The sequence below is a fragment of the Janthinobacterium aquaticum genome (assembly GCF_009208565.1).
Taxonomy (GTDB): domain Bacteria; phylum Pseudomonadota; class Gammaproteobacteria; order Burkholderiales; family Burkholderiaceae_D; genus Janthinobacterium.
Genome location: NZ_WFLK01000013.1, coordinates 93,551 through 115,887, shown reverse-complemented (window position 1 = coordinate 115,887; position 22,337 = coordinate 93,551). Strand labels below are relative to the sequence as shown.

Below are 22,337 nucleotides of genomic sequence, written 5' to 3'. Positions count from 1 at the left end.
TGCAGCAGTCTGCAACACCACAATAACGATACTCAGGAGATAACATGAAACAACTGACCAGGGCCCTGGCCCTCTCGGCAGGCGCACTGCTGTGCACCACCAACGCACACGCTCAATCCAAAGAAGCCACCGGCGTCACCGTCTACGGCCTGCTCGACGTAGGCGTGGAGACGTCCAACAACAATGCCGTCGGCGGCGGCACGGTCACACGCGTGTCTTCGGGCGGCATGAACACCTCGCGCTTTGGTTTTCGCGGGGTGGAAGACCTGGGCGGCGGCCTGCAGGCGAACTTCAACCTCGAAGGTGCCCTGTCGCTCGACACGGGCGCCGGCGACAGCGCACTGTTCAAGCGCCAGGCCAACGTCGGCCTGCAGGGCAGCTTTGGCAAGGTATTGATCGGACGCTCATTCACCACCGTCTACGACTTCATGATCGGCTACGATCCGATGTCCTATGCGCCCTACTATTCGTGGGCCACGACCGGTAATGCATCGAACCGCGCCAACGGCGTCGTCAACAAGTACGGCATGACCACCGGTTTCGATAACCTGGTCAAATACGCCGGCCAGGCGGGCGACTTCAAATTCGGCGCATCGTACGGCGCCGGCGAACAGACGACCGGCCTGGCCGACAGCCGCAAGCTGGCCACTGCGGTTACCTGGGCCAGAGGCCCGTTTGCCACCACGCTGACATGGGAGCAGATCAACGGCAACGTACTGCCAGCGACTGGAAAACGCGACCAGGCGCGCGCCGTCCACTTCGGCCTGTCGTATGCCGGCAGCGGCTACAAGCTGCAGGCCGCCATGCGCGCGTATCTGCAGGAGGCCGCCCGGGTCAATACGCCGGAAGTCCAGGCCAATCTGTACTGGGCCGGTGGCAGCTACCAGGCCACGCCGGCCATTACGCTGACCAGCGTGCTGTATTACCAGGACGTGAAAAATGTCGCGCCCGGCACCGACGCTGATCCGGCCATGCTGGTGGCCCGCTTCCGCTACGCACTGTCAAAACGCACCGACCTGTATCTGACGGGCGCTTATGCCAGAGCGAAGCACAATCAGCGGGTCAGCCTGTCACGCGACAGCGAAGGATTTGGCGACACCCAGCATGGCCTGATGGCGGGCATGCAGCACCGGTTCTGATGCTTCCAGCAAGGGTGGCGGGCACATTTCAAGCAATGTATTGACCAGATAATAACCAGACTCAAGCAGAGCTAGCGCGCCATCGCCATGCCTGGAATCAGGCTGCCTGGCCAGCAATTCAGGCAGTACCCGAAATAAAAAAAGCCCGCGTCACTTCACAGACGCGGGCTTTTTTAATGCAGCATGGTGATCTGACTTATCAGAACGGAATATCGTCATCCATATCCGAGAAATTCGGTGCTGGCTTCGGTGCAGGGCGTGGTGCTGGCGCCGGGGCTGGACGTGGGGCTGGCGCCTGGCGTGGCGCCGGAGCGTCGTAGCCGCCACCGTAGCTGTCGTCACCGCCGCTGTCGCCGCCCATGCCGGAACGGCCGCCCAGCATTTGCATGTTTTCAGCCACGATATCGGTTGCGTATTTCTCGACGCCGTCCTTGTCGGTGTATTTGCGGGTCTGCAGGCGGCCTTCGACGTAGACCGACGAGCCTTTTTTCAGGTACTGGCCGACGATTTCAGCCAGGCGGCCGAAAAACGAGATGCGGTGCCATTCGGTGGTTTCTTTTTGCTCGCCGGTGTTGCGGTCTTTCGACTTGTACGAGGTGGCGACGGCGATATTGGCGATCGCGTCGCCGCTAGGCATGTAGCGGATTTCCGGATCACGGCCCAGATTGCCGACGATAATGACTTTGTTGACTGATGCCATGAATAACTCCTGTTGAACTGCAGCAAAGCAGCCACATATACCGTGCTCTGCCCGCCAGTTGGATTTTGGTGTAAGTGACGTAGTCGACGTCCAGACAGCGATTATAAGCGAGCAGACGGCGCAAAGCATATGGCTTTATCAGCCAGCCGTGCGGTGTGCGGCACGCATGTTTTTTCACGGCAATCAAAAACAAAAAACTTGAATACTGGTATTATATACAGTGTTCAAATCTCTGCACGCATCTGTATCAAGCTTTGTTCAAGCAGCTCTGGCAAGCGCAACAATCCGCTTGCCACGACTGACTGCGTGCGGAGCAAATCCCGGCTATAGTACCAAGATGACCCGTTGTGGCCGCGTCCAGTCGGTACGTGCCCATCGCACCCTACTCAAAGCAAGGCAATCACATGGAACAGATCCGCATTCGCGGTGCTCGCACGCATAACCTCAAGAATATCAATCTCGATTTGCCGCGCAACAAGCTGATCGTGATTACCGGCCTGTCCGGCTCCGGCAAGTCCTCGCTGGCGTTCGACACGCTGTACGCCGAAGGCCAGCGCCGCTATGTCGAGTCGCTGTCGGCTTATGCACGCCAGTTTTTGCAGCTGATGGAAAAGCCCGACGTCGACTTGATCGAAGGCCTGTCGCCGGCCATTTCCATCGAGCAAAAAGCCACTTCGCACAATCCGCGCTCCACCGTGGGCACGGTGACCGAAATCCACGATTACCTGCGCCTGCTGTATGCCCGCGTGGGTACGCCGTATTGCATCAATCACCCGCAGCATGCACTGGCCGCGCAGACGGTGTCGCAGATGGTCGACGCGGTGCTGGCCATGCCCGAAGACACCAAGCTGATGATCCTGGCGCCGGTGGTGGCCAACCGCAAGGGTGAGCATGTCGACCTGTTCGAGCAGATGCAGGCGCAGGGCTTCGTGCGTTTTCGCGTGCAAAGCGGCACCCACGAGGCAAAAATCTATGAAGTCGATGATCTGCCGAAGCTGAAAAAGACTGAAAAACACACGATCGACGTGGTGATCGACCGCGTCAAGGTCAACCAGGAGATCAAGCAGCGCCTGGCGGAAAGTTTCGAGACGGCGCTGCGCCTGGCCGATGGCCGCGCAGTGGCCTATGAAATGGATACCGCCCAGGAACATGTGTTTTCCAACAAGTTTGCCTGTAATGAGTGCGGCTACTCGCTGCAGGAACTCGAACCGCGCCTGTTCTCGTTCAACAACCCGATGGGCGCCTGCCCGGAATGCGATGGCCTCGGCCATATCGAGTTCTTCGACCCGAAACGCATCGTCGCGTTCCCGAACCTGTCGCTGGCCTCGGGCGCCGTCAAGGGCTGGGATCGCCGCAACCAGTTCTACTTCCAGATGCTGTCGAACCTGGCCGCCTTTTACGAATTCGACCTCGACTTGCCGTTCGAGCAGCTCGACCTCAATTCGCAGCAGGCCGTGCTGTACGGTTCGGGCAAGCAGTCGATCCCGTTTACCTATGTGAACGAGCGCGGCCGCACCGTGATCAAGGAGCACACGTTTGAAGGCGTGGTCAACAATCTGCAGCGCCGCTACCGTGAAACCGATTCGATGGCCGTCAAGGAAGAGCTGGCCAAGTTCATCAATGAGAAATGCTGTCCGTCCTGTGACGGTGCGCGCCTGCGCGTGGAAGCGCGCCATGTGAAAGTGGGCACCGGCAAGCAGCAGCGTGCGATTTACGAGGTGGCCGAAAAGCCACTGCGCGACACGCTCGATTTCTTTGAGAAACTGAAACTGACGGGCGCCAAGAAGGAAATTGCCGACCGCGTCGTCAAGGAAATTATTTCGCGCCTGAAATTCCTGAACAACGTGGGCCTCGATTATTTGTCGCTCGACCGCAGCGCCGACACCCTGTCGGGCGGCGAAGCGCAGCGCATCCGCCTGGCTTCGCAGATCGGTTCGGGCCTGACTGGCGTGATGTATGTACTCGATGAACCGTCGATCGGCCTGCACCAGCGCGACAACGACCGCCTGATTGAAACGCTCAAGCACCTGCGCGATATCGGCAACAGCGTGCTGGTCGTCGAGCACGATGAAGACGCCATCCGCACCGCCGACTATATCGTCGACATGGGCGTGGGCGCCGGCGTGCATGGCGGCGAGATCATTGCCGAAGGCACGCTGTCGGACATTCTGAAAAACAAGAAGTCGCTGACGGCGCAGTATCTGAACGGCAAGATGAAGATCGTGGTGCCGAAAAAGCGCCATCAGAGCGATCCGGAAAAGCAGCTGGTCATTACCGGCGCGACCGGCAACAACCTGAAAAACGTGTCGCTTAACCTGCCGGTCGGCCTGATGACCTGCGTGACCGGCGTGTCCGGTTCCGGCAAATCCTCGCTGGTCAACGACACGCTGTACCCAGCCCTGTCGCGCCATCTGTACGGCTCGCAGACGGAACCGGCGCCGCACGAGTCGATCAGCGGCCTCGAGCATTTTGACAAGGTGATCTCGGTCGACCAGGCGCCGATCGGCCGTACGCCGCGCTCGAACCCGGCCACCTACACGGGCTTGTTTACGCCGATCCGCGACCTGTTCTCGACCGTGCCGACGGCCAAGGAACGCGGCTACAGTGCAGGCCGCTTCTCGTTCAACGTCAAGGGCGGGCGCTGCGAAGCGTGCCAGGGCGATGGCGTGCTCAAGGTGGAAATGCACTTCCTGCCGGACGTGTATGTGCCGTGCGATGTGTGCCACGGCAAGCGTTACAACCGCGAAACGCTGGAAGTGCAGTACAAGGGCAAGAACATTACCGAAGTGCTGGGCATGACGGTGGAAGAGGCGCACGAGTTCTTCAAGCCGGTGCCGCTGATTGCGCGCAAGCTGCAGACGCTGCTTGACGTGGGTCTCGGCTATATCAAGCTGGGCCAGAGCGCCACCACGCTGTCAGGTGGCGAAGCGCAGCGCGTCAAGCTGTCGCTGGAACTATCCAAGCGCGATACGGGACGCACCCTGTATATCCTGGACGAGCCGACCACCGGCCTGCACTTCCACGATATCGACCTGCTGCTCAAAGTCATCCACCGCCTGCGCGACCAGGGCAATACGCTGGTGATCATCGAGCACAACCTCGACGTGATCAAGACGGCCGACTGGATCGTCGATCTGGGCCCCGAAGGCGGCGCCGGCGGCGGGCAGATCATCGCCACCGGTTCGCCCGAGGAAGTGGCCACCAATCCGGCCAGCGTGACGGGTAAATACCTGGGGCCACTGCTTAAACAGTAAAACCATCAGGCAATAAAAAACGGCGCGGACTGCTCATGCAATCCACGCCGTTCCTCTTTTTAAAGCACGCCAGTCATTGCCGGCGTGTCATTTATAGCACGCCAGTCTGCGCCGGCGTGTTTCTCCCCCACATTACTCTTTAGTCAGCCAGGCGCTTTTCCAGCGTGGCTTTATGGTCTGCCAATTCTTTGGGCAGATGATACGCGAGCTTGTCAAACAATTGTGCATGTAATTGCAATTCTTCCATCCACGCAGCCTTGTCGATCGAGGTGATGGTGTCGAATTGCTCTTGCGTGAACGGCAGGCCGTCCCAGTTCAGGTCGCCATATTCCGGAGTGGTGCCAAACAGGTTTTCCACGCCACCGGTCTTGCCTTCGATACGCTCGAGCATCCATTTGAGCACGCGCATATTGTCGCCGAAGCCGGGCCAGACAAACTTGCCCGCCTCGTCGGTACGGAACCAGTTGACGCAGTAGATCTTCGGCAGTGCAGCGCCGTTGAGCTTGCCCACTTTCACGCCCATGTCCAGCCAGTGCTGGAAATAGTCGCTCATGTTATAGCCGATAAATGGCAGCATGGCAAATGGATCGCGGCGCACCACGCCCATCTGGCCGACGGCAGCAGCAGTGGTTTCCGAGCCCATGGTGGCAGCCATGTAGACGCCTTCGACCCAGTTGCGCGCTTCGGTCACCAGCGGTACGGTGGTCGAGCGGCGGCCGCCGAAGATGAAGGCCGAGATCGGCACGCCGGCCGGGTCGTCCCAGGCTGCATCGATCACCGGGTTTTGCGTAGCGGCAACCGTGAAGCGCGCGTTCGGATGGGCAGCCTTGGTGCCTGACTGCGGGGTCCAGTCCTTGCCTTGCCAGTCGATCAGATGGCTCGGTGCTTCCTTGCTCAAACCTTCCCACCAGACATCGCCATCGTCGGTCAGCGCGACGTTGGTGAAGATGGTGTTTTCACGCATCGAGGCCATGCAATTGAAGTTGGTTTTTTCGTTGGTGCCGGGGGCCACGCCAAAGTAGCCCGCTTCCGGGTTGATCGCGTACAGGCGGCCGTCGGCGCCCGGTTTGATCCAGGCGATATCGTCACCGATGGTGGTGACTTTCCAGCCGTTGAAGCTGGCCGGCGGAATCAGCATGGCAAAATTGGTCTTGCCGCAGGCCGACGGGAAGGCCGCTGCCACATAATGCTTTTTGCCTTCCGGCGACTCGACGCCAAGAATCAGCATGTGTTCGGCCAGCCAGCCCGGCTTGTCGCCAGCTTCTTGCGCTTCCTGGTAGCCCATGTTCGAGGCGATGCGCAGTGCAAAGCACTTCTTGCCCAGCAGCGCGTTGCCGCCGTAGCCCGAACCGTAGGACCAGATTTCACGCGTTTCCGGGAAATGCACGATGTACTTGGTGTTGTTGCATGGCCATTTGACGTCGGCCTGGCCGGCAGCGAGCGGCGCGCCCACGCTGTGCACGCACGGCACGAATTCGCCATCGGTACCCAGCACGTCATACACGGCGCGGCCCATGCGCGTCATGATTTTCATGTTGACGGCGACATAAGGCGAGTCGGACAGTTCCACGCCGATATGGGCGATCGGCGAGCCGAGTGGGCCCATCGAGAACGGCACCACGTACATGGTACGGCCCTGCATGCAGCCGTCGAACAGGCCGTTCAGGGTCTGGCGCATTTCGCCAGGTTCGGTCCAGTTATTGGTCGGGCCGGCGCCTTCCTTGGTTGCCGAGCAGATATAAGTACGGTCTTCAACCCGCGCCACATCGCTCGGATCGGAGCAGGCCAGGTAGGAATTCGGGCGTTTTTCCGGATTGAGTTTTTTCATGGTGCCGCTGGCCACCATCTCGGCGCACAGGCGCTCGTACTCTTCCTGCGAACCATCACACCAGTAGATACGATCAGGCTTGGTCAGTGCGGCAACTTCTGCCACCCAATTGATCAGTTTCTGTTGTTTAATGTACGCTGGGACGTTCAGTGTGGCGATGCCACCCATGACGGGCTGATTCATGTTACCTCCAATACCAATAAGAATTCGGTTGGCTCCGGCAAGACTGGGCAGCGTCGTTGACGAGGCTGCAAATCACTGCTGCGGTGTACTCGCGCAAGCAGGCTGATCGTGTCATGCGACCACTTCTTACACAGGCGCAACATGGGATTGACCACCATTACGCGCCGGGTAAAGCGTCGAAGTGTCGGCGATTGTACACCCGGAAAACAGTGGTTTCGTCAAAAATGTAGGAGATTAATCCGACTAATGTAGTAGGCTATTCAGCAATCCCCATATCGTGTTATTTACCTACCAGATTCTTCACAAGATCGCTTAACTACCATGAAAATTGCCATACTCGATGATTATCAGGATGCCGTGCGTGGGCTCGACTGTTTCAAATTAGTCTCAGATCACGAGGTCAAAGTATTCAATAACAGCGCGCGCGGGCTCGGGCAGCTGGCCATCCGGCTTGCGCCCTTCGATGCGCTGGTGCTGATCCGCGAGCGCACTGCCTTCAATCGCGCACTGCTGGCCAAACTGCCCAACCTGAAACTGATTTCCCAAACGGGCAAGGTGGCCGGGCATATCGATGTGGTGGCGGCCAGCGAGCTGGGCATTGCCATTGCCGAAGGTGTCGGTTCGCCTGTCGCGCCGGCCGAGCTGACCTGGGCGCTGATCATGGCGGCGCAGCGCAAGATTTTGCCGTATGCACAGCATCTGCAGGAAGGCTTGTGGCAGACCTCGTCGATCGAGCCGGCGCGCAATACGCTCGGCAGCGTACTCAAGGGCCGCACGCTGGCGATCTGGGGCTATGGCAAGATCGGCCAGATGATTGCCGGCTATGGCCGGGCGTTCGGCATGCAGATCCTGGTGTGGGGCAGCGAAGCGAGCCGCGCTGCAGCGGTGGCTGCCGGCGACAAGGCTGCGGCCTCGCGCGAGGAGTTTTTTGAAGCAGCCGATGTGTTGAGCCTGCATTTGCGCCTGGCCCCGGCGACACGAGGGCTGGTGACTGCCGAAGACCTGGCGCGCATGAAGCCAGGCGCCCTGTTCGTCAATACCAGCCGCGCCGAACTGGTAGCGGACGGTGCGCTGGAGGCAGCCCTGCAGCAGGGTCGTCCGGGCGCGGCCGCGCTCGACGTATTTGCCGAAGAGCCATTGCCGCCCACTTCGATTTTGCTCAAGCTGCCCAATGTGCTGGCCACGCCGCACCTGGGCTATGTCGAGCAGGACAGCTACGAGCTGTATTTCCGCTATGCGCTGCAAAATATCGTCGACTTTGCGCAGGGTAACTGCACGCGCCTGCTGAACCCGGAAGTGCTGGCGCATGCACGCCAGGGCGGCAGTCAGGGCGGTTGATACCCTTTGACCAGCTCCGCTTCACCGGTAATGCGGATGGCGGGCGCGGGCAGCACATGCTCATGCAGCCAAAGGCCTGACCAGCCGGGCGGCCAGTCGATGGCCGGCCCGGCATAGGCCGGCAGGCCGGCGCGCACAGCGACCACCGGCACCGGCGGCTTCTCCTGCAGCGGGGCACCGGGCTCGCGCGGCATGTCCAGGCTGTACATATAGTTGGGCAGCAGATGCTCGCACACGCGCGCAAACCAGGCCGTATGATCCTCATCGCGCCCCAGCGCCTGCGCCAGCCCTTGCGGATCGAAGCGCGCCAGGGCATCGATCAGTTCGCCCGTCGAGGCGCCTGGCGTATCGCCCCAGCCCATGACCGGATTGACGTTGTAATCGGCACCCGAGCCATACCAGCCTTCGCGCCAGGGCCGCTGCATCCAGTCGCGCGCGCCGGTAAACAAATGCCAGCGCCAGTGCAGGCCCGACGCCTTGGGCCATGCGTACAGATACAGCTTCTGGTAGCCGGCCGCATGCAGTTCGCGCACCATCGCCATCAGCCGCGCATGCGGCATGCGATCCGGTGGTGCGCGCCGGAACAGGATCGCTTCGCCATCGGCAAACTGTACGTCGTCAGTCGACAGGTTCAGGTCCAGCGTGCGCGACTCGCTGCCGAAACGCGCAGCGATCCAGCCCGTCAGCAGATTGACGGCCGTAATCACGCCATAACCGCGATGGCGATGAAAAATAACGGTACCGGGAGCGAGCGCTTTCATGGGAACTGGACAGCAAACAAAGAAACAAGTGTACGCACAGATATGCAATTTTTCCAGACTGACAGAAAAACAAGCATGCCATCCGGGCCAGCCACAGCGGCGCCAATCCACGCTATCATGCGCGTCATTCTCCACTGACATCGTGACCACACCATGACCTTGCGCATACTCGCCACCGGCGGCACATTCGACAAACACTACAACGAATTGAACGGCACCCTGGGCTTTTCGGATAGTCATTTGCCCGCTGCGATTGCGCGCGCGCGCATGACGGCGCCAGTGGCGCTGGAGCAACTGCCGCTGCTCGACTCACTCGACATGCAGGACGCCGACCGCCAGCGCGTGCTGGCCTCGTGCCGCGCCGCGCAGGAAAAAGCCATCGTCATTATTCACGGCACCGACACCATGCGCGAAACGGCGCAAGTGCTCGGTGCAGCCAATCTGCAGCAAACGGTGATACTCACCGGCGCCATGATTCCCTACGAGATCGACAACTCCGACGCCCTGTTCAACCTGGGTTTTGCCTGCGGCGTGGCGCAAACGCTGCCCGCTGGCGTGTATGTGGCCATGAACGGGCAGATCTTTGCCTGGGACAATGTACAGAAAAACCGCGCAGCCGGCGTGTTCCAGCCTTTGTAAAATCTCACGCTTTCCCACCAAAGCCCGCCCAGCGGGCTTTTTTTTCGCCGTTAAATATTCGAGTCAACAACAAAAACTGACGAATTTTTGCAAGAAAAACTGCAAGTTATCAAGATTTTCATTTTTTGTTGTAAAAAAACGCCATTGATAATTTTTACAAATATTTAAATTTGTAAATTTAAATCCTTATTTAACATTTTTATCAAAACAATCTCCGTCATCTTGATTTTATTGCCAAATATGACATGGTTATCGTCCATTTTTTATTGGTGAGACGACATAATGTTTGTCTCGACAAGCAAAAAAGTGCATTTATAACAATATTGCGCGACGTGGTCTCTTCCCCTCGTCTCAGAGGCTGGCGTGTCTACCGCATACATCACCGAAGGCCGCTTACCGGTTGGCCAGACAGGTGTTCGTATGCCGCTTGTCGTTATTAAAACTACTACGGAGTAATTGTTAGAATGGCATTTCAAGAAAAAATCGGCGTACGCAGCGTGCGCCTGGCCCTGACCGTCCTGGCAGGCAGCATGATGTTCGCTGGCCAATCCATGGCACAGGAACAAGAAGCGATCCAGAAAGTCGAAATTACCGGCTCGAGTATCAAACGTATCGCCGTTGAAGGCGCCCTGCCAGTGCAGCGCCTGTCGCAAGAAGCCATCGCCAAGACCGGCGCCACCACCGTGGCTGACCTGATGCAGGCACTGCCAGCGATGCAAGGCTTCACCATCGGCGCCGTTGCTGCCGGTTCCGACTCGGGCGGCCGCACCAGCGCCTCGATCCACGATATCGGCGAGAGCTATACCCTGGTCCTGCTGAACGGCCGCCGCATTGCGCCACAAGGCTCGGGTACCTCGGTCAACCTGAACGCCATTCCAATGAGCGCCATCGAGCGCGTGGAAATCCTGACCGACGGCGCTTCGGCCCTGTACGGCTCGGACGCGATTGCCGGCGTGATCAACTTCATCCTGAAGAAAAATGTCCAGGGCGTAACCCTGGAAGCGACCTACGGTGGTCCTGAAGACAAGGGCGGCAGCGCCTGGAACACCAACGTTACCGCCGGTTTCGGCGACCTGGACGAAGACCGCTACAACGTGCTGTTCTCGTATCGTCACGACGAGCAGGAAAAAGTGCGCGCAACCGACCGCTCGTTTGCAAAAAGCTCGTTCCTGCCGTTCAGCCGCAATGGCAAGAACTATGTCTGGGACCGCACCAGCACCTCGGCATCGCCTGCCGGCGCAACGGTTGCCTACAAAAACGTCAACACCCCATCGACCGCTTTCAGCCCTTACCTGCTGGCAAACGGCAATTGCGCACCGAACAATTACGTCACGCTGGCCAATTCGCGCGCCTGCGGTTTCGATACCGGTTCGACCGTGGAGATCGTGCCGCAATCGAAACGCGACAGCCTGTTCGTCAAGGGTACCTACAAGCTCAACGACAACATGAACGCGTTTGCCGAAATGGCACTGTCGCGTTTTGACCTGACCGCACGTATCGCCGCCAATCCAGTACCGATCGCGATCGCCAAAGACAGCGCGCTGTACAACACCTACGTCAAGCCTTACCTGACGCCAGCCCAGCAAGCCGACGTCAAATCGGTCACGGCCAACTACCGCAGCATCGACTGGGGCCTGCGCGCCAGCAACACCATTACCGAGACCAAGCATCTGGTGGTTGGTGTCGAAGGTGAACTCGGCGCCTGGAACTTTGAAAGTGGCCTGACCTGGTCGCAAAACGCGATCGACGAGCGCTACACCGGTGGCTACGCGAAGAACGCGGACTTCCGCGCCATCGTCGCCAGTCCGCTGTTCAACCCGTTTGCTGCCCAGCAATCGGCAGCGCTGCAGTCGCAAATCGACGCGTCGCAATACGTCGGTTCGGTACGCACCGCGTCGACCACCATGCGCGGCATCGATACCCATGGTTCGCGCGAACTGTTCGACCTGCCAGGCGGCAAGGCCAGCATCGGCGTGGGCGGCGACTTCCGCAACTACAGCTATGAGCAGTCGCCAGGCAGCACCGCCAACGACAGCACCATCTACAACTTCAACGAAAAAGCCGCTTACGACATGAGTCGTGACACCTACGGCGTATTCGTCGAGTTGCTGGCGCCTGTCACCAAGAACCTGGAAGTGACCGTCGGCGGCCGCTATGACAACGTGTCGGAAATCGACAATGGCATCACCCACACGAAAGTCGGCAAGAGCGACAGCGCCAACACCTATAAAGTATCGGCACGCTGGCAGCCAGTGCAGACCGTGCTGATCCGCGGTTCCTACGGCACCGGCTTCAAGGCACCGGACATGCTCGACATCGGCCAGCCGCTGGTCAATGCCGGCTTTACCGCCAAGTCGTATGACTGCCCGTTCCCAGGCACGCAATACTGCCGTTCGTCGTCGACCCAGTACAACGAACTGTCGGGTGGTAACGAAAACCTGAAATCGGAAAAATCGAAACAGTTCACCGTGGGCTTCCGCGTTGAGCCAGTGCCAGCGTTCTCGTTCGGCGCCGACCTGTGGGATGTGAAGATTACCGATGCTGTTTCGGCAGTCAGCGAAGCGCAGGCGTTCGGCAACCCAGCCCTGTACAGCTCGCTGTTCGGCCTGTACACCGAGCCATCGACCGGCAATACCTACTATGCATTCAAGTCGCTGTCGATGAACATCGGCAAAACGCATAACCGCGGTATCGACTGGGACATGACGGCGAACCACAAGTTCTCGACCGGCAAGCTGACGGCCAACCTGAGCGGCACCCATATGCTCAAGGCTGACTACACCGTGCCAGGCACCAGCAATCAGTGGACCAGCAACATGAACTACTACGGCATCACCGATGCCGTAACGTTCCGCAACCTGATGAAGCTGAATGTGAGCTTTGAAAGCGGCCGCCTGACCAACAGCTTCATCGTCAGCTACCGCAATGGCTACACCGATGCTGAAGGCACCGTGCGAAACCTGGGCACCGGCCTGAACGAAAAGATCCGTCTGGAAGTACCGTCGTACACCACGGTGGACTGGCAAGCACGTTTTGCCTACAGCAAGTCGACCACCATCCGCGCTGGCATCAAAAACCTGTTCGACCGCGAGCCGCCTCTGTCGCTGCGCGCTTCGTCGGGTCACCAGATTGGTTTCGACCCACGCTACGCCGATCCGATGATGCGTTCTTTCTATATCACCGGCAACTACAAGTTCTAAGCTGACGCTCTGAACTAGCTGGCAAAAGCGCCTTGCACTTCACCGTGCAAGGCGCTTTTTTTATTCCAGCACAACGCGGGCGTAAAAAAAGAGCCGCATGCGGCTCTTTTTTTAGCAATACGCGGCGCTTATGCCGTCGCTTCGCCACCCAGCGCTTCGACCACATCGGCCATCAGCTTGGACAGTTCGCCCGTCATCAGCATCAGGTCGCCATCGAAACGCTCGTCGTCGTTCTTGGTGCTCGATTCGGTTTCCTTGATCACGTCGAGCGGCTTGACGCTCTTGATGGCCAGCGACTCGGTCAGCACGAACGAGATCTTGTCGTTCCAGGTCATGGCCAGGCGCGTGCATTGCTTGCCGGCCGCGATATGGCGACGTACATCGTCCGCCTCGAGCGTATGGCGCACATAGCGCACGGTGGCCTTGCTCTCGCCGGTGGCGCGCAGTTCGGTATCCATGTCGACCGTAAAGCCGGCCGGCGCATCGTCGGCCTGCAGCCATTCGGTCATCACGGCCACCGGCGAACGCTGTACGCGCAGGCTTTCCAGCGGCAGCTTGTCAACCGCCTTCAGCAGCAGCTTGATCACTTCATCGGCCTTGGCCGGGCTGGCCGCATCGACCACCAGCCAGCCGTTGACCGGATCGATCCAGGTCCAGATATTGCTGCGGATGCTGAAGGCGCGCGGCAGCAGTTCGTCGGCGACGCGCTCTTTCAGTTCCTTCATGGCTTTCTTGCCTGGTGCAAAACCTTGCGCTTCTTCCATTTCGGCAGCGCGGGCCTTGGCCACCTGGTTGATCACCGACGCTGGCAGCAGTTTCTTTTCCGTGCCCAGCACGATCAGCATCTGCTTGTTGACGACATGCACCAGACCGCCGTTCGGGCGCGGCGTATCCCAGCCCTGGCGCATCAGGTCCATGCTGGTGGCCGGTGTAAATTTGTTCGACGACAGCGCCTCTTCCAGTTGTTCTGGCGTGTAAGCCCAAGGTGCGGGCAGGCGGTAAATCTGAAGATTCTTGAACCACATAATTTTTGTCTTCCGGTAATTTCAGTAAGGCCAATAGGATGCCATTCTACACTTTTGACACGCTGTATCGGTCAAAGGCGCGCGGCGGTATGACAGTTTTGCGCCCGTTACAAAGCCGGGAATAATTCGGCCTGCACAGGCTGTTGCAGCACGCTGGCATGCGGGTCGCACAGGGTGGACATGCGCACACCGAGCAGGCGGATGCGCTTTTCAAACGGCACCCGCTTCAGGCAATCGCGGCTGGCGCGCAGGATGGCGGCCGCGTCTGCGGTGGCGCCGGGCAAGGTGATATCGCGCGTCACCGTGCTGAAGTCCTCGAAGCGCAACTTGATGCCCACCGTGCGGCCCGCAATGCCATGCTTTTCCAGGTCGGCCGCCACCCGCGTGCACAGGCTTTCGAGTTTTTCCGACAGGATGGCGCGGTCGCGCACCACCTGCAGGTCGCGCTCGAACGTGGTTTCGCGGCTGACCGACTTGATTTCACGGCTGGTCTGCACCGGCCGGTCATCGATGCCGTGCGCCACCTGGTGCAGCCAGCTGGTGTACAGGTCGCCAAACTGGCTGCGCAGCAGGCCCACATCGGCAGCAGCCAGGTCGCCGATGGTATGGATGCCCATCGCTTCGAGCTTGGCGGTGGCCTTGGGGCCGATGCCGTTGATCTTTTTCGCCGGCAGCGGCCAGACACGCGTAGCAACTTCGTCCGGCTGCAAAATGGTCAGGCCATTGGGCTTTTCCAGGTCGGAACAGATCTTTGCCAGCAGCTTGTTGGGCGCCAGGCCCACCGAACAGGTCAGCCCGGTTGCCTCGAATACCGCCGCCCTGAGCTGCGCCGCCACCGCCGGTGCTGCGTCACCGTATTCGCTCAGGTCGATATAGATTTCATCGATGCCCACGTTCTGGATAATCGGCGCAATTGCCGCCACGGCCTGCTTGAAGCGGCCTGAATACTCGCGATACGCGTCAAAGTTGGCTGGCAACAAGATGCTGTCGGGCGCCAGCTTGGCCGCCTTCATGATGCCCATGGCGGAAAACACGCCAAACGCGCGCGCCGCATAGGTCGAAGTGGTGACCACGCCACGCCCCACATAGTCGCGCATGCGGGCAAACTTGCGCGTGCCGTCAGGCTGCAACTCGGGCTGTTGCAGGCGCCCGCCACCGATCACCACCGCTTCGCCGCGCAGCTCGGGATACTTGAGCAGCTCGACGGACGCAAAAAACGCATCCATATCGAGATGGGCAATATGGCGGCGCGGCGCAGTTGGCGTAGTCGGCGGAGTAGCTGATGGAGTCAAGAACACCTCGCGGCGCAAATACTGTAAATGCGTACAGTATTACTGCAAATAACGATTTCCGCAAGTTGCAAGGCAGTTGCTTTTCTTCATAGCAAGATTACACTCTTGCTACAACACTACAAAGGAGTTGCCTTGTCTATTGCTTCCCCAACGGCACGCCATCTGGCTGCCTTGCTTTTGTCTGCTGCGGCGCCCTTCGCGCTGGCTGCTGATCTGCCGATCCCACCTGTTGCTGCCAAGACAGCGTGGCAGGAAACCCGCCATGGCACAGTCGTCACCGACGACTACCGCTGGCTGCAGAAAAAGACCGACCCGGCCGTGATCGATTATCTCAATGCCGAAAACGCCTATACGGCCGCCGTGACCGCGCCGATCCAGCCGCTGGCCGACAAGCTGTTTGCCGAGGTCAAGGGCCGCATGCAGGAGGTCGATCTGTCGGTGCCTGCACGCAATGGCAACTTCTACTATTACACGCGCACCGAAGCGGGCAAGCAGTACCCGATTCATTGCCGCCGTCCGCTGGGCGCCGATGGCGTCTACGACGCCACGCTGACCGAAGAAATCCTGCTCGACCAGAACCAGTTGGCCGAAGGCCACAAGTTTTTCTCCGTGCGCGCGTTTGCCGTCAGCCCGAACGAGCAGCTGCTGGCCTACACCACCGACACCACCGGCTTTCGCCAGTATGAACTGCATATCAAGGACTTGAAAACCGGCAAGCTGCTGACGGACGCCATGCCGCGCGTGACTTCGCTGGCCTGGGCTGCCGACAACGCCACGCTGATGCTGGCGCAGGAAGACGCCACCACCAAGCGTTCGGACCGATTGTTCCGCCTTGCCCTGGGCCAGACGCCGGTGCAGGTCTATCACGAACCGGTCGAGCAGTTTTCCATCGGCATCAGCCGCACGCAGGACAAGCAATTTTTCACGCTCGATATCGGCAGCACCGATACCAGAGAAGTCCGGCTGCTGTCCACCAGCAAGCCCAAAGGCCAGTTCAAGCCGGTGCTGGTGCGTGAAAAAGGCCACCGCTACAGCGTCGAGCACCGCGATGGCCAGCTGTATATCCTGACCAACAAGGACGCCAAAAATTTCCGCATCGTGACGGCGCCCCTGAATGCGGCGCAGCCGAAGAACTGGCAGCCGCTGGTGGCGCACAACCCGGAAGCGGTGATCAAGTCACTGGACGTATTCCAGAACTACCTGGTGGTGATGGAAAAATCGCAGGCACTGAACCGGGCGCGCATCTACGACTTTGCCAAAAAGAACTGGAAAACCGTGCAGTTCGACGATCCGGTCTATCTGGCCACGGCAGCCGGCACGCCTGAATTTACCGCCACGCAATTTCGCATGGCCTATCAGTCGCCGGTGACGCCACCAACCGTCATCGACGTGGCGATGGCCGACGGCAAGCGCACGGTGCTCAAGCAGCAGGAAGTCGTCGGCGGCTATGACCCCAGCCGCTACGCCACCGAACGCCTGTGGGCGACGGCGCGCGACGGCGTCAAGGTGCCGCTGTGGATCGTCTACAAGAAAGACGTCAAGCGCGACGGCAAGGCGCCGCTGCTGCTGTATTCGTATGGTTCGTATGGCATTTCGACGGAAGCGAGTTTCGGCCTGAGCCGCATCAGCCTGCTCGAGCGTGGCGTGATCTATGCCCAGGCGCATATCCGCGGCGGCACCGACATGGGCGAAGCCTGGCATGAAGACGGCATGCTGATGAAGAAGAAAAACACCTTCAACGACTTTATCGACAGCGCCGAATATCTGATCAGCGAAAAATGGACCAGCCCGAACCGGTTGATTATCCAGGGCGGCAGCGCCGGCGGCCTGCTGATGGGCGCAGTCGTCAACCAGCGCCCCGAGCTGTTCCACGCGGTGCATGCGGCGGTGCCGTTTGTCGACGTGATGAATACCATGATGGACGCCAGCCTGCCGTTGACCACCGGCGAATACCTGGAGTGGGGCGACCCGAACCAGAAAGCAGCGTATGACTACATGCTCAGCTATTCGCCATACGACAATATCGCGCGCAAGGACTATCCGGCGATGCTGGTCACCACCGGCCTGAACGACAGCCAGGTGATGTACTGGGAGCCGGCCAAGTATGTGGCCAAGCTGCGCGCCTATAAAACCGACCATAACCCGCTGCTGCTGAAAACCAATATGGGCGCCGGCCATGGCGGTGCGTCCGGCCGCTACAATGCGATTGCCGAAGGCGCTTTCAATATGGCCTGGATGCTCGATCAATGGGGCATCAGGGAATAAATCTAAAAAAACCGGAAAAACGCTTGCATCAGGATTTTTGCCATCCTATAATAGCGCCTCTTCCAGACGTGGTGACAAACGTCAGGATAGTTTTCTGAGACAAGCAGATATCGGGTGCTTAGCTCAGTTGGTAGAGCGGCGCCCTTACAAGGCGTAGGTCGGGAGTTCGACCCTCTCAGCACCCACCAAAATCAGAAAACTGTCCAGTGCTTCATGGATCAGCAACACAGATCATACGAGCTTGGAGTGGTAGTTCAGTTGGTTAGAATACCGGCCTGTCACGTCGGGGGTCGCGGGTTCGAGTCCCGTCCGCTCCGCCAATAAAAGAAAAGCCCTTTGGTTCTCTGAACCGAAGGGCTTTTCCCATTTCAGCGTCAAAATTCCTGTTTTGAAATAATTTTCACTTTTCTTGCCACAGCCCTTGCACAAGCGCGCAGACGGCACCTATAATAGTGCCTCTTCCAGACGTGGTGACAAACGTCGGGATAGTTTTCTGAAGTAAGCATATTGGGTGCTTAGCTCAGTTGGTAGAGCGGCGCCCTTACAAGGCGTAGGTCGGGAGTTCGACCCTCTCAGCACCCACCAAATACAGAAAATTATCCAGTGCTTCATGGATCAGCAACACAGATCATACGAGCTTGGAGTGGTAGTTCAGTTGGTTAGAATACCGGCCTGTCACGTCGGGGGTCGCGGGTTCGAGTCCCGTCCGCTCCGCCAATAAAAGAAAAGCCCTTTGGTTCTCTGAACCGAAGGGCTTTTCCCATTCCAGGCCCGATTTTTTCAGCAGCCAACCCGAACTGCCATCGCTTCGCGCCCACAGCGGGCCTGTTAAAATCAGCGCCACCGCAACTGCCCTGCCCATCCGATGCGCCTGCCTGGCAATACCCATCCTTATCTTGCCTTGCGCTTGCGCCTGACCCAGCACGCATTGCGGCAATTCGTGGCCAGCCTGGCCAGTTCGGCGGAAATCACCTTGCTGCTGGCAGGGCCGATCCTGTTTGGCCTGCTCAGCATGATTGCCCTGCCCAGCCTGTATGCGGCCAGCCTGCCGTGGCCGAACGCGCTGGCCATCGTGCTGGCCCAGGCGCTGGCCACCTGCCTGCCCGTCTGGCTGCTGCGCAAGCGCGTGTTGCCGGCGCCGTTGTCGGCCTGGCTGCGCTCGCTGCCGATCTCACCGCGCCTGCGCTGGGGGACCGATGCGGCCGTGGCCGCCATGCTGATGCTGCCGCTGGTTGCCGCTTATGCTTTGTCGGCTGGCATCTGGCTATATCAATGGCCGTTGTGGCTACGCCCGGTTGCCGCGCAAGGCATCGGTGCAACCTTGCTGGCCTGCCTGCTGGCATGGCTGGCAACCATCGGGATCCTGGCGCTGCGCATGGCGCCGCCGCGGCCCGCGCGACGCGCCAGCACGCAGGCACATGATGCATTCACGCCACATATGCCACGCTGGCGCACGCTGTTTCTATGGCGCCATCTGTTCTGGCTACCGTTCTGGCGCAACGATAATGTTATCGGGCTGCAGCAAACGCTGCTGCTGGCAGGCGCGCTGGCCAGCATGGCGGCCTGGCTGCTGCGCACGCCTTTCATACCAGCGCCGCTACTCGCTCTGCTGGCCAGCGCCTGCCTGGTGATCATCACCGACCGTGGCGACAAGGCGGTGCGCGAACAGATCGCCGTGCTGCGCCCTTCATTCGCTGCCTGGCCGATCAGCGCGAGCAGCCTGATCCGCCTTGCCTGTGGCCTGAGCCTGTTGCCGGCCTTGAGCTTACTGGTCACCGCCGGCGCGCTGCTGGCCGCCGTGGCGCCGGCAGTGCTGCAACAGCGCGTCACCCTGGTGTATGCCATCACCGCCGGCACCTGCCTGCTGGCTATCGTCGGCCTGCCGCGCCTCGCTGCCCGCGCACGCGTGGCGCTGGTGGTGTTTTCCATTTTTGTCTTGAGCGCCATCGGAAGCGAACTATGGACCTGATTCCTGCCTCACCCGTCCTGCAGCTGGACGGCATCGATTTTCACTTTGCCACCCATAGCGTATTCCAGTCCTACCATCAGCAGTTCGGACCCGGCATCAGCTGGCTGCGCGGTGTGAATGGCGCCGGCAAGACCACCTTGCTGAAACTGGCGGGCGGCGCGCTGCAGCCGCTGCACGGCACAATCCGCCTTGATACGCTCGACAGCGCCAGCGAGCCGCTGGCCTACCGGGCACAGGTTTTCTATTGCGGCGGCGAGGCGCCGGCCCTGCCCTGGCTGAGCGTCAGTGAATTTCTCGCGCTGCATCTGGCGCTGTACCCTGGCAGCGACCACGCCCTGCTGCAGCGCGAACTGCAAGCCTTGGGCCTGGCGCACAGCATGCGCCAGTCGGTCACTGCGCTGTCGCTGGGCCAGCACAAAAAGCTGCAACTGGCACTGGCGCTGGCCTTGCCGGTGCGCCTGCTGCTGATCGATGAACCGTTCAACGGACTCGATGCCGCCGCCATGCAGTATTTGCGCGAGCGCCTGTCCGACCCGGCCCGCCTGGCGCGCCAGTGCATTGTGCTGACCAGCCATCTGGAACCGCAGTTGCCACTGGCGGCGACGGTCGAATTGTGAAATAGCCCTTTGCAGATCAGCTGTCACAGCTTAGGATGCCGGTGCGCCGGCGATCCCGGCCCGCTTGAATAACACACGGCGCGGTATCACCACGCCGACAGACGGAGACACCCATGTTGTTTATCCCACGCAGCGCGCTGGCCGTGCTTTGCGCCACCTTTGCTTTCAACGCCCAGGCAGCCGGCCCCAGCGGCAGCGCCGCCGACTACGGCGTGCCAGCCACCCACAGCGCTGCCGCGCGCTCGATCACCATCGACAGCAGCACCCGCCATATCAATGTCACGCGCGGTGAAACCATTACCATCGTGCGCGATGGCCAGCGCTTTACCTGGCAGGTCGACACTTACAGCAACCGCAGCGTGTTTGCCCTGGCCGAGATCGCACCGAAGTCGATGCAGGCCGACGGCATCAAGGTCTATATCGCCGGCAATCCGCTCTACGCAGGATAAGCGCCATGCCATAAAAAAAACCGGAACAGCCTTGCGGCGGTTCCGGTTTTTTTACAGGGCAATGATTTATGCCTGCAACGCTTCCTTGGCAGCCGATTCCTCGACCACTTCCTCGTCACCCGAACGGATCAGGTGATCAAAGGCCGACAGTGCCGCCTTGGCGCCTTCGCCGGTGGCGATAATGATCTGCTTGTACGGCACCGTGGTCACGTCGCCGGCTGCAAATACGCCAGGAATCGAGGTCTGGCCACGCGCATCGACTTCGATCTCGCCGTGGCGCGACAGGGCAATCGTGCCTTTCAGCCATTCGGTGTTCGGCACCAGGCCGATCTGCACGAACACGCCTTCCAGTTCCACCTTGTTGTTGCTGCCGCTGACGCGGTCGGTATAGCTCAGGCCATTGACGATCTTGCCGTCGCCGTGGATCTCGGTGGTTTGCGCCGAGGTAATCACGGTGACGTTGGCCAGGCTGCGCAGCTTGCGCTGCAGCACGGCGTCGGCGCGCAACTCTGTGCCAAATTCGATCAGGGTTACGTGTTTGACCAAACCAGCCAGGTCAATTGCCGCTTCCACGCCCGAATTGCCGCCACCGATCACGGCTACGCGCTTGCCCTTGAACAGCGGACCGTCGCAATGCGGGCAGTACGCCACGCCCTTGTTGCGGTACTCTTTCTCGCCCGGCACATTGATTTCGCGCCAGCGGGCGCCAGTGGCCAGGATCACGGTTTTCGCTTTCAGCACCGCACCGGTTGCCGTTTCAATTTCAATCAGCTTGCCTGGCGTCAGCTTGGCGGCGCGCTGGGTGTTCATGATGTCGACTTCATAGGTCTTGACGTGCTGCTCGAGCGCCACGGCAAACTTCGGACCGTCGGTTTCCTTGATCGAGATAAAGTTCTCGATCGCCATGGTGTCGAGCACCTGGCCGCCGAAACGCTCGGCCAGCACACCGGTCTTGATGCCCTTGCGCGCTGCATAGATGGCCGAAGCGGCGCCAGCAGGGCCACCGCCCACGATCAGCACGTCAAACACGTCTTTGTTGCTCAGCGCGGCGGCCTGGCGGGCGCCGGCGTTGGTGTCGAGCTTGGCGAGGATTTCCTCGACGTTGGTGCGGCCCTGGCCGAAGTGCTGGCCGTTCAGGAACATCATCGGCACGGCCATGATCTGGCGTTCCTCGACTTCTTTCGGGAACACGCCGCCATCGATGGTGGTGACCTTGATGCGCGGGTTGATCACTGCCATGGCGTTGAGCGCCTGCACCACTTCCGGGCAGTTATGGCAGGACAGCGAAATAAAGGTTTCAAACTCAAAGTCGCCGTCGAGGTTGCGGATCTGTTCGATCACCGCGTCGTCGAAGCGGATGGTATGGCCGCCCACTTGCAGCAGTGCCAGTACCAGCGAAGTAAATTCATGGCCCAGCGGGATGCCGGCGAAGCGTACGCCGATATCGGTGCCCGGGCGGTTGATGCTGAACGATGGCGTGCGCACACCGCTGTCAACGCGTTTGACCAGCGTAATCTTGTCGCTCAACAGGACGATTTCCTGGAGCAGTTCTTCCATTTCACGCGCTTTGGCGCTGTCATCGAGGGCAGCGACGATCTCGATGGGCTGCACTACCTTTTCCAGGTAGGTTTTCAACTGAGCTTGGAGATTGGCGTCCAACATGGTGTATTTCCTTTAC

General features: G+C 59.8%; 15 protein-coding genes and 4 tRNA genes. 13 read left to right on the top strand and 6 right to left on the bottom strand.

Features of this window, described 5'->3' with window-relative positions:
- Nucleotides 1-44 precede the first annotated feature (44 nt).
- On the top strand, nucleotides 45-1,139 hold the full coding sequence (locus tag GCM43_RS19510) for a porin (RefSeq protein ID WP_152247366.1): 1,095 nt from the start codon (nucleotides 45-47) through the stop codon (nucleotides 1,137-1,139).
- A 199-nt stretch (nucleotides 1,140-1,338) separates the two neighbouring features.
- Here GCM43_RS19510 and ssb read toward each other — a convergent pair whose 3' ends face one another.
- A complete protein-coding gene (ssb, locus tag GCM43_RS19505; RefSeq protein WP_152247364.1) occupies nucleotides 1,339-1,839 on the bottom strand; it encodes a single-stranded DNA-binding protein in 501 nt (166 codons plus the stop codon).
- A gap of 404 nt (nucleotides 1,840-2,243) precedes the next feature.
- Here ssb and uvrA point away from each other — a divergent pair, with 404 nt between their 5' ends.
- Nucleotides 2,244-5,093 (top strand): excinuclease ABC subunit UvrA, encoded by a 2,850-nt coding sequence (uvrA, locus tag GCM43_RS19500; protein ID WP_152247362.1) that lies wholly within the window; start codon nucleotides 2,244-2,246, stop codon nucleotides 5,091-5,093.
- A gap of 139 nt (nucleotides 5,094-5,232) precedes the next feature.
- Here uvrA and GCM43_RS19495 read toward each other — a convergent pair whose 3' ends face one another.
- On the bottom strand, nucleotides 5,233-7,104 hold the full coding sequence (locus tag GCM43_RS19495; protein ID WP_152247360.1) for a phosphoenolpyruvate carboxykinase (GTP): 1,872 nt from the start codon (nucleotides 7,102-7,104) through the stop codon (nucleotides 5,233-5,235).
- A 321-nt stretch (nucleotides 7,105-7,425) separates the two neighbouring features.
- Here GCM43_RS19495 and GCM43_RS19490 point away from each other — a divergent pair, with 321 nt between their 5' ends.
- Nucleotides 7,426-8,442: a D-2-hydroxyacid dehydrogenase family protein gene (locus GCM43_RS19490; protein ID WP_152247358.1), complete on the top strand. Its 1,017-nt coding sequence runs from the start codon at nucleotides 7,426-7,428 to the stop codon at nucleotides 8,440-8,442.
- On the opposite strand, the gene GCM43_RS19485 is transcribed toward GCM43_RS19490, so the two are convergent.
- Nucleotides 8,430-9,203, bottom strand: a complete 774-nt coding sequence (locus GCM43_RS19485; protein WP_152247356.1) for an L-asparaginase — start codon at nucleotides 9,201-9,203, stop codon at nucleotides 8,430-8,432. The two genes, GCM43_RS19490 and GCM43_RS19485, sit on opposite strands and share 13 nt — an antisense overlap.
- A gap of 153 nt (nucleotides 9,204-9,356) precedes the next feature.
- On the opposite strand from GCM43_RS19485, the gene GCM43_RS19480 reads away from it, so the two are divergent.
- Both GCM43_RS19480 and GCM43_RS19475 read left to right on the top strand, forming a co-directional pair.
- Nucleotides 9,357-9,842, top strand: coding sequence for an asparaginase domain-containing protein (locus GCM43_RS19480; RefSeq protein ID WP_034781194.1), 486 nt, complete (start codon nucleotides 9,357-9,359; stop codon nucleotides 9,840-9,842).
- 464 nt (nucleotides 9,843-10,306) lie between these two features.
- Nucleotides 10,307-13,042: a TonB-dependent receptor gene (locus tag GCM43_RS19475; protein ID WP_152247354.1), complete on the top strand. Its 2,736-nt coding sequence runs from the start codon at nucleotides 10,307-10,309 to the stop codon at nucleotides 13,040-13,042.
- Nucleotides 13,043-13,170: 128 nt separating this feature from the next.
- Here GCM43_RS19475 and GCM43_RS19470 read toward each other — a convergent pair whose 3' ends face one another.
- A complete protein-coding gene (locus GCM43_RS19470; protein WP_152247352.1) occupies nucleotides 13,171-14,067 on the bottom strand; it encodes a recombination-associated protein RdgC in 897 nt (298 codons plus the stop codon).
- Nucleotides 14,068-14,174: 107 nt separating this feature from the next.
- On the bottom strand, nucleotides 14,175-15,359 hold the full coding sequence (gene dinB / locus GCM43_RS19465; protein ID WP_226929569.1) for a DNA polymerase IV: 1,185 nt from the start codon (nucleotides 15,357-15,359) through the stop codon (nucleotides 14,175-14,177).
- 132 nt (nucleotides 15,360-15,491) lie between these two features.
- On the opposite strand from dinB, the gene GCM43_RS19460 reads away from it, so the two are divergent.
- The 8 genes from GCM43_RS19460 (at nucleotide 15,492) to GCM43_RS19425 (ending at nucleotide 20,659) form a co-directional block, all read left to right on the top strand.
- A complete protein-coding gene (locus tag GCM43_RS19460) occupies nucleotides 15,492-17,624 on the top strand; it encodes a S9 family peptidase (protein ID WP_226929568.1) in 2,133 nt (710 codons plus the stop codon).
- Nucleotides 17,625-17,736: 112 nt separating this feature from the next.
- Nucleotides 17,737-17,812 (top strand) — tRNA-Val (locus GCM43_RS19455).
- A 55-nt stretch (nucleotides 17,813-17,867) separates the two neighbouring features.
- A tRNA-Asp gene (locus tag GCM43_RS19450) sits at nucleotides 17,868-17,944 on the top strand.
- Between the two features lie 189 nt (nucleotides 17,945-18,133).
- A tRNA-Val gene (locus GCM43_RS19445) sits at nucleotides 18,134-18,209 on the top strand.
- Nucleotides 18,210-18,264: 55 nt separating this feature from the next.
- A tRNA-Asp gene (locus GCM43_RS19440) sits at nucleotides 18,265-18,341 on the top strand.
- Between the two features lie 148 nt (nucleotides 18,342-18,489).
- Complete coding sequence (locus tag GCM43_RS19435) at nucleotides 18,490-19,593, top strand: hypothetical protein (RefSeq protein ID WP_152247348.1); 1,104 nt, start codon at nucleotides 18,490-18,492, stop codon at nucleotides 19,591-19,593.
- Entirely contained in the window at nucleotides 19,584-20,210 is a 627-nt protein-coding gene (locus GCM43_RS19430) for an ABC transporter ATP-binding protein (RefSeq protein WP_226929567.1), read from the top strand. The genes GCM43_RS19435 and GCM43_RS19430 overlap by 10 nt, the downstream gene beginning before the upstream one ends.
- 113 nt (nucleotides 20,211-20,323) lie before the next feature.
- On the top strand, nucleotides 20,324-20,659 hold the full coding sequence (locus tag GCM43_RS19425; protein WP_152247346.1) for a CzcE family metal-binding protein: 336 nt from the start codon (nucleotides 20,324-20,326) through the stop codon (nucleotides 20,657-20,659).
- Nucleotides 20,660-20,725: 66 nt separating this feature from the next.
- On the opposite strand, the gene ahpF is transcribed toward GCM43_RS19425, so the two are convergent.
- On the bottom strand, nucleotides 20,726-22,321 hold the full coding sequence (gene ahpF / locus GCM43_RS19420; RefSeq protein ID WP_152247344.1) for an alkyl hydroperoxide reductase subunit F: 1,596 nt from the start codon (nucleotides 22,319-22,321) through the stop codon (nucleotides 20,726-20,728).
- Nucleotides 22,322-22,337 lie beyond the last annotated feature (16 nt).